10 protein-coding genes are annotated in these 12212 nt (G+C 70.2%); 3 read left to right on the top strand and 7 right to left on the bottom strand.

Features of this window, described 5'->3' with window-relative positions; all coding sequences use genetic code 11:
* Positions 1 to 40: 40 nt before the first annotated feature.
* From AABN02_RS18385 to AABN02_RS18355, 7 genes are all read right to left on the bottom strand, one after another.
* Positions 41 to 541 carry an aminoacyl-tRNA deacylase gene (locus tag AABN02_RS18385; RefSeq protein ID WP_338416365.1) on the bottom strand — a complete coding sequence of 167 codons (501 nt, stop codon included), beginning with the start codon at positions 539 to 541 and terminating at the stop codon, positions 41 to 43.
* Positions 542 to 556: 15 nt separating this feature from the next.
* On the bottom strand, positions 557 to 1186 hold the full coding sequence (locus AABN02_RS18380) for an L-threonylcarbamoyladenylate synthase (protein ID WP_338416364.1): 630 nt from the start codon (positions 1184 to 1186) through the stop codon (positions 557 to 559).
* 19 nt (positions 1187 to 1205) lie between these two features.
* Entirely contained in the window at positions 1206 to 2069 is an 864-nt protein-coding gene (locus AABN02_RS18375; RefSeq protein WP_338416363.1) for a 3',5'-nucleoside bisphosphate phosphatase, read from the bottom strand.
* Between the two features lie 46 nt (positions 2070 to 2115).
* Positions 2116 to 5361, bottom strand: a complete 3246-nt coding sequence (locus AABN02_RS18370) for an EAL domain-containing protein (protein WP_338416362.1) — start codon at positions 5359 to 5361, stop codon at positions 2116 to 2118.
* On the bottom strand, positions 5358 to 5984 hold the full coding sequence (locus AABN02_RS18365; RefSeq protein WP_338416361.1) for a transporter substrate-binding domain-containing protein: 627 nt from the start codon (positions 5982 to 5984) through the stop codon (positions 5358 to 5360). Before AABN02_RS18365 ends, AABN02_RS18370 begins: the two co-directional genes overlap by 4 nt.
* Before the next feature lie 114 nt (positions 5985 to 6098).
* Positions 6099 to 6644 (bottom strand): phosphoethanolamine transferase domain-containing protein, encoded by a 546-nt coding sequence (locus AABN02_RS18360; protein WP_338416360.1) that lies wholly within the window; start codon positions 6642 to 6644, stop codon positions 6099 to 6101.
* Positions 6638 to 7534, bottom strand: a complete 897-nt coding sequence (locus AABN02_RS18355; RefSeq protein ID WP_338416359.1) for a LysR substrate-binding domain-containing protein — start codon at positions 7532 to 7534, stop codon at positions 6638 to 6640. The genes AABN02_RS18360 and AABN02_RS18355 overlap by 7 nt, the downstream gene beginning before the upstream one ends.
* A 97-nt stretch (positions 7535 to 7631) precedes the next feature.
* Here AABN02_RS18355 and AABN02_RS18350 point away from each other — a divergent pair, with 97 nt between their 5' ends.
* From AABN02_RS18350 to AABN02_RS18340, 3 genes are all read left to right on the top strand, one after another.
* Positions 7632 to 8816 (top strand): acyl-CoA dehydrogenase, encoded by a 1185-nt coding sequence (locus AABN02_RS18350; RefSeq protein ID WP_338416358.1) that lies wholly within the window; start codon positions 7632 to 7634, stop codon positions 8814 to 8816.
* Between the two features lie 13 nt (positions 8817 to 8829).
* Complete coding sequence (locus AABN02_RS18345) at positions 8830 to 10050, top strand: CaiB/BaiF CoA-transferase family protein (protein WP_338416357.1); 1221 nt, start codon at positions 8830 to 8832, stop codon at positions 10048 to 10050.
* Positions 10051 to 10136: 86 nt separating this feature from the next.
* The gene (locus AABN02_RS18340) at positions 10137 to 12146 is read left to right on the top strand and encodes a TonB-dependent receptor (protein ID WP_338416356.1); all 2010 of its coding nucleotides are present in this window, start codon (positions 10137 to 10139) and stop codon (positions 12144 to 12146) included.
* Positions 12147 to 12212 lie beyond the last annotated feature (66 nt).

Genomic DNA, 12212 nt, shown 5'->3' with positions numbered 1-12212 from the left:
GTCCGTCAGTGTAAGCCGCCCGTGTGGCAGCACCGGCGGATCAGCCTCTGACCGGCTCCGACGCCTGCACCGCGATGGCGCCCAGTGTGGTGGTCAATACCGCCGGGTCGATGCCGACGAGGTAGCCGCGCCGTCCACCGTTGATGTAGATGCGCTCGATCCCGAGCACGGTCGATTCCACAAACACCGGCACCGCCTTGCGAAAGCCGAACGGCGAGGTGCCGCCGACGAGGAAGCCGCTGTGGCGCTGCGCCACCTCGGGCTTGCAGGGTTCGACCTTCTTCGCACCGATCTGGCGCGCGAGGTTCTTGGTGCTGACCTGGCGGTCGCCGTGCATCAGGATGACCAGCGGCTTCGCGTCCTGGTCCTGCATCACCAGCGTCTTGACGACGGCGTGTTCGTCCACCCCCAGCTGGCGCGCGGACTCGGACGTGCCGCCGTGGTCCACATAGTCATAGGGGTGTTCGGTGTAGGCGACACCGTGCGTCTTGAGGAACTGCGTCGCGGGGGTTTCGCTGACGTGGGCGGACTTCTTCGCCATGCCGACCTCAGCCGCTCAGGCCAGACCGAGTGCCGCCAGATCGCCCCGGCCGACACGGATCACCACCGGGTCGCCGCCGCTCAGGTCGATCACCGAAGTCGGCTCGGCCGGACAGGCGCCGGAATCGACCACGGCCTGGATCAGGTGGTCGTAGCGTTCGCGGATCTCTTCGGCGTCGTTGAGCGGCTCGGTCTCGCCGCGCGGGATCAGCGTGGTGCACAGCAGCGGCTGGCCCAGCAGGCTGAGCAGTTCCTGCGTGACCACGTGGTCCGGCACGCGCAGGCCGATGGTGCGCCGCGACGGGTGCGAGACGCGGCGCGGCACTTCCTTGGTCGCCTCCAGGATGAAGGTGTAGGGGCCGGGGGTGGCGCTCTTGAGCAGGCGGTACTGCTTGTTGTCCACCTTGGCGTAGCTCGCCAGTTCCGACAGGTCGCGGCAGAGCAGCGTCAGGTGGTGCTTGTCGTCCACGCCACGGGCGCGGCGCAGGGCGTCGACAGCGGCCTTGTCGTCGAGGTGGCAGACGAGGGCGTAGCTGGAGTCGGTGGGGATGGCCGCGACACCGCCGGCGGCGAGGATCGCGACGGCCTGGCGGAGCAGGCGGGGCTGGGGGTTGTCGGGGTGGACTTCGAAGTGCTGGGCGGCCATGGCAGAGCGGGAAGGTGGGTCAGGCCGGGTGCGTGATGCGCTCGGCGAGCAGTTCCCACACAGGGGTCAACTGGGGGGGCAGGCGCGGTAGCTTGCCAAGGTCGGTGCGGCTTTCGGCCGGCGAGTGGAAGTCGCTGCCGCGCGAGGCCGCCAGACCGAATTCGATGGCCATCGCGGCGTACTTGCCATATTCGGCCGTGGTGTGGCTGCCGGTGACGACCTCGACGCCCTGGCCGCCGTGCTCCTTGAACTCGGAGAACAGCGCGAACTCGGTGGTCGGCGTGAAGCGGTGGTAGCGGCCCGGGTGGGCGATCACCGCCACGCCACCAGCCTGCGTGATCCAGCGCACCGCGTCGCCCAAGCCGGCCCAGCGGTGGGGCACATAGCCGGGCTTGCCGTCGGCCAGGTACTTGCGGAAGACGTCGTTGGTGTCGCTGCAGCGGCCGGTCTCGACCAAGTAGCGCGCGAAATGGGTGCGCGAGATCAGGTCCGGGTTGCCGACGTACTTCAGCGCGCCCTCGAAGGCGCCAGGGATGCCGACCTTGAGCAGTTCGGCCGCCATCTCGCGGGCGCGTTCCTCGCGGCCACCGCGGGTGGCGGCCAGGCCCTGGCAGAGCGCCTCGTTGCGGTCGTCGAAGCCCAGGCCGACGATGTGCACCGTCTCGCCCGCGAAGGTCACGGAGATCTCCACGCCGGTCAGGTGCGGCAGACCCTGCGCGCGCGCGGCGTCGCGGGCGCGCTGCTGGCCGCCGATCTCGTCGTGGTCGGTGAGGGCCCACAGCTCGACGCCATTGGCGCTGGCGCGTCCGGCGAGCGTTTCGGGACTCAGCGTGCCGTCGGAGACGGTGGAGTGGCAGTGCAGGTCGGCGTTGAAGATGTTCACCGGGCCATTGTAGGAGCGTGCCCGGATGCCCGTCGATGGCCGCCGCTCAGATCACGGGCCATACCGTGTCGCCGCCAGTCTCCTGCTGTGTGTCGGACGCCGCCCCGGCGACGTTGAGCCACTGGCGCGCGGTGGCCGCCGGCGCCGGCCGGCCGAAGAAGTAACCCTGTGCCGCCTCGCAGCCGATGTCCCGCAGGTGGCGCATCTGGTCCTCCGTCTCGACGCCTTCGGCCAGCGCCGAGATGCCCAGGCTGCTGCCCATGGTGACCATGGTGTGGACGAGCTGCGCATCGGCGCTGTCGGTCATCAGGTCGCGGATGAAGCTGCGGTCGATCTTCAACTTGCCGACCGGGAAGCGCTTGAGCTGAGACAGCGAGGAGTAGCCGGTGCCGAAGTCGTCGATGGCGAGCTGCACGCCCATCGCGCGCAGGCTGTGCAGGAAGGCCTCGCTGTGGTCGCCTTGCTGCATCAGGCCCGATTCGGTGATTTCCAGCTCCAGGTACTCCGCTCCCAGGCGATTGGCCTCCAGCGCCCGCTGCACCCGGTCGACCGTGCCGCCGCGCTGCATCTCGACCGAGGAGATGTTCACCGCGATGCGCCCGAATTCGAGGCCTTCGTCCAGCCAGGCCCGGGCCTGGCGGCAGGCTTCGTTCGTGACCCACTCGCCCAGCGCGACGATGTGACCGGTGTCCTCCAGGAGCGGGATGAACTCGGCCGGCCCCACCGGCGGCAGTCCGGGCTGGTTCAGCCGGACCAGCGCCTCCAGGCCGATCAGGCGCCGGTCGCGCAGGCGGTAGAGCGGCTGGTACCAGAGTTCGAACTCCTGGCGCGCCAGGGCCCGGCGCAGGCGGGTGTCGAGCTGCAGCCGGACCTGCGCGGCCTGCGTCAGCGCCTCCGTGTAGTAGCGGTAGGTGCCACGTCCGGCGCGCTTGGCCTGGTACATGGCGGTGTCGGCGTCGCGCAACAGCTCCTCGACCTCGGTGCCGTCGTCCGGATAGAGGCTGATGCCGATCGACGCCTGCACATAGACCTCGCTCGCGCCGACGTCGAAGGGGCTGGCCAGCAGGTGCAGCAATTCCTGTGCGACCGAGGCGGCGTCTTCGCTGTCGCGCAGGGTTTCCAGCACGAGGATGAATTCGTCGCCGCCGAGCCGGCCGAGCGTGTCCTCGCGCCGGGTGCGCCGCGCCAGGCGCTGCGCGACGCCGAGCAGCAGCTGGTCGCCGGCGTTGTGGCCGAGGCTGTCGTTGACGTTCTTGAAGTTGTCCAGGTCGATGTAGAGCACGGCGAGCCGGTGCTGCTGGCGCCCCGCAGCCGCCAGCGCCTGCTTCAGCCGCGACAGCACCATCGGCCGGTTCGGCAAGCCGGTCAGGCTGTCGACATGGGCCAGTTCCTCCAGCTGTGCCTCGAACTTCTTCTTGGCGGTCACGTCGGTGAACACCGTGACAAGGTGGGTCGGCAGTCCCTGCGCGTTCGAGACCGTGGCCACCGAACTGAAGAGCGTCTGGTCGGTCCCGTCCTTCTGCTGGCTCGAGAGTTCGCCTTGCCAGCGTCCGTCGTGCAGCACGCGGTCGCGGATCTCCTCGTGGACATCGGCGGGCTGGCGCTCGGAGCGCAGGAAGTCGGTGTTCTGACCGAGGGCGTCCTGCGCGGTGTAGCCGGTGATCTCGGTGAAGGCCCGGTTCACCGAGACGATGCGGCCGCGCATGTCGGTCACGATCACGCCGTCCTGCGTGCTTTCGAGCGCGGCCGCGAGCAGCCGGTTGCGGTCCTGGCCCTCGCGCCACTGCTCGCGCTGCTCGAACTGGGTCAGCGCGTGGGACATGTCGCTGCTGATCTCGCGGAACAGCGCCTGCTCCTCCTGGTCCTGCGGATCGAAGCGCTCCCTCACCAGCACCAGCACGGCCGTCATCGTGTGGCTGCAGCGCACCGGAATCGCCACGGCCTGGCTCGGCGCGCCGGCCGGCACCCCCCAGCGCAGGTGCCCGCTGCGCCAAGTGGACACGGCAGGGTGGCCCGCATCGGCGCTGGTGGCGTTCAGTTGCAGGTGGCGCGGCTGGTGTTCCGGGGCGGTGTGTTCGGTGTCGCCGCTGTGGGCGACCAGCGCCAGGGTGGTCTGCGGCGGGTCGCCCTCGCCCTGAACGATCCAGGCCATGCGGAAGTGGCCGTGGCTGATGGCGACCTCGCAGATGCGCCGAAACAGCTCCTCCGGCGTGCGGGTCCAGGCGATCGACTGGTTCACCTGGCTCAGGAAGCTGTAGAGCCGGCTGAGCGTCTTGACGCGCAGTTCGCTGTGCTTGCGCTCGCTGATGTCCCAGCTGATGGCGACGACCCGGTCGACTTCGCCCGGCAGGGCGTGGGCACGGGCCTCGAACCAGCGCGTCTCGCCGTGGAGCTGGACGCTGTATTCCGTGTGCGTCACCTCGCGGGTCGCCAGCGTGCGGCGGATGATGGCGTCGATGCGCTGGCAGGTCTCGGGCGGCATGAACTCCTGGTAGCGGCGGCCGATCAACTCCTCGGCGGGCGCGACCAGCTTGTCGTGCTGTCCGAAGATCTCGACGTAGGTGCCATCCTTGTCGAGGACGAAGGACACGTCCGGGATCGCCGCGGCAAACGCCTGCAGGTGCGCCTCCCGGCGTGCGAGTTCGTCGAGCGTCTGATCGCGCTGGCGGGTGTGGCGGTAGAACAGCAGCATCAGGCCCACGGTGCCGAGTGCGATGAGCACCAGCGTCACCCGGCTCAGGTGGCCCTGCTGCTGCAGGCGCTCCTGGCGGATCTCGAGGGCCAGGCGCTCCATCGCCATCGCCGTCTGGTCGATGTCGAGGTGCAGCGCCTGCAGGGCGATGGCCGGGCTGCCGGGGTGCTCGGCCAGGCGCTCGCGCAGCACCTGGCGGGTGCGGGCGACCTGCTCCACATACTGGTCGACGGCCTGGCGCCAGCGGGTGGCCAGCGCCGTGTGGTGGTCCGAGACGCTGACCAGGGCCTGCAGGGCGGTGCTGCTCAGGACGGCATTCTCGAGTTCCGCTTCCACGGCGGCGACGCTGGCGCTGTGGTCGCCGGCACGCAGGCGCTCGGCCTTCAGCTCCGCCGCCAGCAGATGCAGCCGGACCTGGTCGATCAGCCGGATCGGCTGGCTCGATTCGACCAGCGTGTCCCGCCAGCGCAGATCGCTCCAGACGATCAGGCACACACAGAGCGCACCGAACACGGCGATCACGCCCAGCAGCCGTCCGGCGCGCCGGGTGCGGGTGCGGTCGCGGGCGGGCGGCTGGACTTGCGGCAACTCGTCGATCATCGAGAGGCTCCGGCGGCCGTGGCCACGTCGTCCGCACTGAATCCGTAGTCTGCGGTGCCCTGCAGGTGTTCGACCGAGCCGAGATAGCCGGACAAGGCCAGATCGACGCGCTCGCGCATCGGGTCACCGCGGCGGAAGGCATACGCCGGGTAGCCGATGTCGGGCTGTCCGGCGCGCATCGCCGCGAGCGCACTGCCCGGGTCCGGCACGCGCAGCAATTGCGCGTCCGGAAGGTTGGCCTCGCGCGCCTGGGCCCATTCGATCGAGCCGTCCAGCACCGCCAGCCTGCCGCTGGGGTTGCGCCGCAGGTCGCCCAGCGCATGCAATCCCAGCGGATTGCCGGCCATGACCAGCAGGCCCGGTCGCACCGACGTGGTCGGGCGCGTGAAATCGACCTGTTCGGCCCGTTCGGGGGTGATGAACATGCCGGCGGCGATGACATCGATCCGGCCGCTGCGCAGTTCGTGGATAAGCCGCGGGAACTCCACGTGCACCCAGATCGGCTCGGGCAGGCCGATCCGCTTCAGCACAGCCCGCAGGGCACCCGCCCGTCCGCCATAGGACGGGCCATCGGGGGCCGTGCGGTCGACCAGCGCGATCCACGAAATCAGGCGTCGACGCATCAGGAAATTTGGACTCTCTTGTTCATGCACAGGTCGCCATGATGGCCGGTGAATGATGACGCCTCGCCGTCGGCGCGGTGATGCACTTGATCAAATTGGGCGATGCGGCAAAGTTCAGGCAATGTGGACGGATCCGAGCAGGCGCCAGACGCGGATCGGCGACAGCAGCTCGAGCAGGGTGGCGTGTTGCAGCCACATCCACGAAAAGTCGGCCACGCTGAGGATCAGGACCGCGGCGACCACCCCGGCGGCCACCATGGCCAGACCGAGGTTGTTCAAGAGCTGGGCCCAGGCGTCTGGCGCGTGCCGGACCGGGCGGCTCCACAGCCAGGCCAGCGGGCCACCGGCCAGCACGACGAACTGGGTCACGGCCGGCATGCCGCCCCAGTCGGCCGCCGGCGTGCTCCACACCGTGCCGAGCAGGGCCAGCGTCAGCGCGCCGCGGATCACCCGCGGCCACGCCAGCGCACTGAGCGCGAGCGTGAAGAGGGCGGCCACCAGCACCATGGTCGAGCCGATGAAGACCGGTGCGCGGCCGTCGGCCAGCTCCGGCAGCCCGTGCAGCGCCTGCCACAGCGGCAGTTGTCCGACGCAGGACAGCCAGAGGCCGCCGAGCATGGCCAGGTGCTGCGGGCTTTGCGGCGTGCGCCGGGTCAGCACCGGGGCGGCTCCGCGGCGGTCCGGGCCAGCCAGTCGCCGAAGCCGGCGAGCAGGGGGTCGTGCTCGCGGCCCTCCGGCACGACGAAGTAGTACGCGCGGTCGCTGTCGTGGGCCTGCGGGATGGGCTGGAGCAGGCGGCCCTGGGCGAGTTCCTCCTCGACCATGAAGTCCGGCACCAGCGCCACGCCGAGGCCGAGCACCGCCGCCTGCACGCTCATCGAGAACTGCTCGTAGCGCGGCCCGCGCAGGTCGCCGTCGCAGGCCAGGCCGCCGGCCTCGAACCAGCGGCGCCAGGCGTGTGGCCGGGTGGTCTGCTGCAGCAGCGGCAGGCGGGCCAGTGCGTCCAGCGTGTGCGGCGGCGCCATCGCGGCCACCAGGGCCGGGCTGCAGACGGCGATCAGCCGCTCGGCCAGCACCTGGCGCGTGATGCAGCCGGGCCAGTGGCCGTCGCCGGCGTAGATCGCGGCGTCGAAGTGCGTGTCGTCGAACAGGAAGGGGCGGGTGCGGGTGTGCAGGTTGATCTGCACCGCGCCCGGCATGAACTGCGGCAGCCGCGGCAGCAGCCAGCGCGTGCCGAAGGTCGGCACCACCGCCAGCTCGATCACCGGCGTGCCGCCCGCGCCCGCCATCAGCTCCAGCGTGTCGCGCTCCAGCGCGTCGAGCCGCTCGGCCACGCGGCCGGCGTAGCCGCGGCCCTCGTCGGTGAGCTTCACGCCGCGCCGCGTGCGCCGGAACAGCTTCACGCCCAGCATTGCTTCCAGCCCGGCGACCTGCCGGCACACGGCGCTTTGTGTCAGCGCCAGTTCCTCGGCGGCGCGCGTGAAGCTTTCATGGCGGGCTGCGGCATCAAAGGCGGTGAGGGCGGCGGTGCTGGGGATGCGGCGTTTCACGGAGTGCGTTCAAGGAAGATCTGCATGCAATATTCTCGTTTGAATCTGCGGCTCTGCGCCTCTAGGATATGCACCCATAGAACTTGGAGATACCGACATGGCCCACCCAAAGCACGCTTCCTTCCAATGGCAAGACCCGCTGCTGCTCGACGCACAGCTCAGCGACGACGAGCGCGCCGTGCGCGATGCCGCACGCGCCTACTGCCAGGACCAGCTGATGCCGCGGGTCACCGACGCGTTCCGGAACCAGACCACCGATGTGGCGATCTTCCGCGAAATGGGCGCGCTGGGCCTGCTGGGTTCCACGATCCCCGAGCAGTACGGCGGCGCAGGCCTGAACTACGTCTGCTACGGGCTGGTGGCGCGCGAGGTGGAGCGGGTCGATTCGGGCTACCGCTCGATGATGAGCGTGCAGTCCTCGCTGGTGATGGTGCCGATCAATGAATTCGGCAACGAGGCGACGAAGCAGAAATACCTGCCGAAGCTGGCCACCGGCGAGTGGATCGGCTGCTTCGGCCTGACCGAGCCGGACCACGGCTCCGACCCCGGCAGCATGGTGACCCGCGCCCGCAAGGTGGACGGCGGCTATGCGCTCACCGGTTCCAAGATGTGGATCACCAACTCGCCGATCGCGGATGTGTTCGTCGTCTGGGCCAAGGACGACGGCGGCCAGATCCGCGGCTTCGTGCTGGAAAAAGGCTGGAAGGGCCTGAGCGCGCCGGCCATCCACAGCAAGGTGGGCCTGCGGGCGTCGATCACCGGCGAGATCGTCATGGACAGCGTGTTCTGCCCGGAAGAGAACGCCTTCCCGGACGTGCGCGGGCTGAAGGGGCCGTTCACCTGTCTGAACAGCGCCCGCTACGGCATCGCCTGGGGTGCGCTGGGGGCGGCCGAGTTCTGTTTCGAGACGGCGCGCCAGTACACGATGGACCGCAAGCAGTTCGGCAAGCCGCTGGCCGCGAACCAGCTGATCCAGAAGAAGCTGGCCGACATGCTGACCGAGATTGCGCTGGGCCTGCAGGGCTGTCTGCGGCTGGGCCGCATGAAGGACGACGGCTCGGCGGCGATCGACCTGACCTCGATCATGAAGCGCAACTCCTGCGGCAAGTCGCTCGACATCGCCCGCACCGCCCGCGACATGCTCGGCGGCAACGGCATCTCGGACGAGTTCGGCGTGGCGCGCCACCTCGTCAACCTCGAAGTGGTCAACACCTACGAGGGCACGCACGACATCCACGCGCTGATCCTCGGCCGCGCGATCACCGGCATCCCGGCGTTCTGAGCGGAGCGCGCCGATGACCCCGACCGCGCTGAACGGCCTGAAGGTGCTGGACCTGTCCCGCGTGCTGGCCGGGCCGTGGGCCTCGCAGATGCTGGCGGACCTGGGCGCGGACGTCGTCAAGGTCGAGCGCCCCGGCAGCGGCGACGACACGCGCAGCTGGGGCCCGCCGTGGCTGCAGGACGCCGAGGGGCGCGACACGGCGGACGCCGCCTACTTCTTCTGCACCAACCGCAACAAGCGCTCGGTGGCGATCGACATGGCGACGCCGGACGGCCAGCATCTGCTGCAGCGGCTGGCGGCCGAGGCGGATGTCGTGCTGGAGAACTTCAAGGTCGGCGGGCTGAAGCAGTACGGGCTGGACCACGAAACGCTCTGCGCGCGCCACCCGCGGCTGATCTACTGCTCGATCACCGGCTTCGGCCAGACGGGTCCGTACGCGCCACGCGCCGGCTACGATTTCCTGATCCAGGGCATGGGCGGGCTGATGAGCGTGACCGGCCGCGGCGACGCGGAGGAGGGCGCCGGTCCGCAGAAGGTGGGCGTGGCGCTGACCGACGTGATGACCGGGCTGCACGCCGCCATCGGCATCCTCGCCGCGCTGCAGCACCGCGACCGCACCGGCGAAGGCCAGCACATCGACCTGGCGCTGCTCGACGTGCAGGTCGCTGCGCTGGCGAACCAGGCCGGCAATTACCTGATCAGCGGCAAGGTGCCCGGCCGCATGGGCAATGCGCACCCGAACATCGTGCCCTACCAGGACTTCCCGACCGCGGACGGCGACATGATCCTGGCGATCGGCAACGACGGGCAGTTCGCGCGCTTCTGCGAGGTGGCGGGCCGTGCCGAGTGGGCGGGCGATTCGCGCTTCGCGACCAACGCGGCGCGGGTGGCAAACCGGGCCGTGCTGATCCCGCTGCTGCGGCAGACGACGGTGATGCGCACCACCCGCGAATGGGTCGCCGCACTGGAGTCGCGTGCGGTGCCTTGCGGGCCGATCAACCGGCTCGACGAGGTCTTCGCCGATCCGCAGGTGCTGGCGCGCGGGCTGCGGGTCGAACTGCCGCATCCGCTGGCGGGGACGGTGCCGGGCGTGGCCAATCCGGTCCGGCTGTCGGCGACGCCCGTGGTGTACCGCTCGGCGCCTCCCGTGTTGGGCCAGCACACCGACGAGGTGCTGGCCGAGTGGCTGCAGGCAGGAGCGTGGCCGGACCGCAGGCGCCCCCCCGCTGGCTGAACAGGCCCGGATCCAGCGAGCTTTTCCCGGGGCTGTCGCCACGACGGCGTGCATAGGATCGGCGCAACCCAGCTTATCTGTGCGCCATGTCCGAAGTACCCGCTCGCAGTCGGCCTGCATTCCGCCATGGCATCCGGCTGCGGCCGCTGTGTCTCGCGTTCGGGGGCTTCCTCGGTGGACTCGGCAGCGGGGCTGTCACGGCGGGCGAAGACCTCACGGCGCTCAGCCTGGAGCAGCTGCTCGAAGTCACCATCACCGGTGCCTCCAAGTACGAGCAGAAACAGAGCGAGGTGGCGGCCGCCGTCAGCGTGATCTCGCGCCCCGAGATCCGCGCCTTCGGCTGGCGCACGCTCGACGAGGCGCTGGCCAGCCTGCCCGGCGTCCACACCACCTATGACCGCCAGTACGCCTACGTCGGCACGCGCGGCTTCGGCTTGCCCGGCGACTACAACACCCGGCTGCTGGTCACCATCAACGGCAATCGCCTGAACGACGTGGTCTATGACCAGGCCTACATCGGACGGGACTTCCCGGTCGACATGGACCTGGTCGAACGCATCGAGTTCCTGCCAGGGCCGGGCGGCGCGGTCTATGGGCAGAACGCCATGTTCGGCGTGGTCAACGTGGTCACCCGCAGCGGCGCCGACCTGGGCGGCACCGAGCTGGCGGCCGCCGCCCAGTCGCCGCAGCGCCTGCGCGAAGGGCGGGTGAGCTGGGGCCGGCGGCTCGACAGCGGCATGGATGTGCTGCTGTCCGTCTCGGGTCTGCACGCGCGCGGCGAGGACCGCTTCCACACCTTCGGCGCCAGTGGCCTGTCCGGCGTCGCGGCCGGGCTGGACGGCGAGCGCGACCAGGAGTTCCTCGCCCGCGTGGCCAGCGGTCCCTGGGCCTTCGACGTGGTGCACGGCGCGCGCCGCAAGGACGATCCGACCGGCGCCGGCCAGTCCGACCCGCTCGTCGCAGGCCAGTTCGAGGCGGACCGCTTCGATCTCGCGCACCTGCAGTACAGCGACCGGTTCGCGGACGGCGCGCTCCACGTGCTCGGCCGGCTGTTCACGGGCGAGCAGCGTTTCCGGGGCCGGTTCATCTATGGGGCGCCCTTCGAAGGGGCGACCGCCAGCAGCTGGCGCGGTGCGGAGCTGCGCCTGCTGTCGGATGCCTGGGCCGGACACCGCCTGATGGTCGGTCTGGAAGGGCAGGACAACCGGCGTTCCGAACAGGTCGTGCGGGATCTGGCCAGCCCGGCCAACGACGTGCGGGTCAGCATTCCGGGCTACCGGCTGGGCCTGTACGTGCAGGACGAGTGGCACGTCTGCGACACCCTGGTCAGCACCCTCGGCCTGCGGGAAGACCGCAACGACCGCACCGGCACCAAAGCCAGCCCCCGTGTCGCGCTGGTCTGGCGGCCCGCCTCCTACACCACCATCAAGGCGCTCTACGGCCGCGCCCACCGCGCCCCGAACGCCTACGAGCGCGACTTTGGCGACGGCGTGAGCCTGACCGCCAACCCGCGCCTCGGTGGCGAGCGCATCGACACCCTCGAACTGATGGCCGACCGCCGCGTTGGCCGGGACCTGACGCTGCGCGGCACCCTCTACCGCTGGACCATGCGCGACCTGGTCACGCTGGGCACCGATCCGGTCACCGGACTGCCGCAATACCAGTCCGGCGAGGCCGTGCGTGCCAAGGGCGTGGAGCTGTCGGCCGACAAGACCTGGGCGGCCGGCGTCCGGCTGCGTGGCAGCGTGTCGCTGCAGAACGCCAGCTACGCCAGCGGTGCCCCGTTGCTCAATGCGCCTGCCGCGCTGGGCAAGTTCAATCTATCGGCGCCGCTGCCCTGGGCGGGTCTGCACGCCGGCGTCGAGTGGCAGGCCGAGCGCCCGCGCCTGAGTGCCGACGGCACCCGGCTCGGCGGCTCTGCCATCACCCACCTGCATCTGCGCACCGACACCCTGGCGCCGGGGCTGGAGCTGTCCCTGGGCATCCGCAACCTGTTCGACAAGCCGCATGCCCAGCCCAATGCCGACAGCAACTGGCAGAACGCGCTGGACCAGGACGGGCGCAGCGTGCGGATCCGCCTCGCTTACCGCTACTGAGCCGGGGATCGAAACACCATGTGCCCGCTGTACTTCCTGACACCGACCCGCCCGGACCAGCGGGTG

The sequence above is a fragment of the uncultured Sphaerotilus sp. genome (assembly GCF_963924895.1).
Lineage (GTDB): Bacteria > Pseudomonadota > Gammaproteobacteria > Burkholderiales > Burkholderiaceae_C > Sphaerotilus.
Note: the sequence above shows the minus strand (reverse complement) of the source record. Positions and strands in the feature narration are given on the sequence as shown.